We start from the raw sequence: 544 nt of genomic DNA on the forward strand, positions 1-544 counted from the left end.
AATTTGAGAGACTCACGAACAACTTTCGTTGTTCTGTGTTTCAATTTTCAGCTTGATCCAGATTTTTAAAGAGCAAAACTTCGCAGTGAACCCTTTCAGGTACACTCTGAAGTATTTTTTCGTAAACACTCACGAGATGGTGGAGCTATGCGGGATCGAACCGCAGACCTCCTGCGTGCAAAGCAGGCGCTCTCCCAGCTGAGCTATAGCCCCATCGTGTAGTCAGAACCTCTTTACCGATAATTTTTCCTGAGACAAGGCGTGGAATAACGAAGCATACATCAGTATGTGAGTTATTTCACAACGCAGTATTCAGGGAAAATCTGGTAGGCCTGAGTGGACTTGAACCACCGACCTCACCCTTATCAGGGGTGCGCTCTAACCACCTGAGCTACAAGCCTGTAGAGGTTTTACTGCTCGTTTTTCATCAGACAATCTGTGTGAGCACTGCAAAGTACGCTTCTTTCAGGTAAGGAGGTGATCCAACCGCAGGTTCCCCTACGGTTACCTTGTTACGACTTCACCCCAGTCATGAATCACAAAG

At 46.7% G+C, this 544-nt stretch carries 2 tRNA genes and 1 rRNA gene; all 3 read right to left on the bottom strand.

What is annotated here, in order from left to right:
* Positions 1-137: 137 nt before the first annotated feature.
* Positions 138-213: transfer RNA gene (locus NBA72_RS24155), tRNA-Ala, on the bottom strand.
* 111 nt (positions 214-324) lie between these two features.
* A tRNA-Ile gene (locus tag NBA72_RS24160) sits at positions 325-401 on the bottom strand.
* A 69-nt stretch (positions 402-470) separates the two neighbouring features.
* Positions 471-544: ribosomal RNA gene (locus NBA72_RS24165) — 16S ribosomal RNA — on the bottom strand; the annotation flags it as partial.

It is taken from the genome of Salmonella sp. NW1250 (assembly GCF_051812965.1).
In the GTDB taxonomy this organism is placed as follows: domain Bacteria; phylum Pseudomonadota; class Gammaproteobacteria; order Enterobacterales; family Enterobacteriaceae; genus Salmonella; species Salmonella enterica.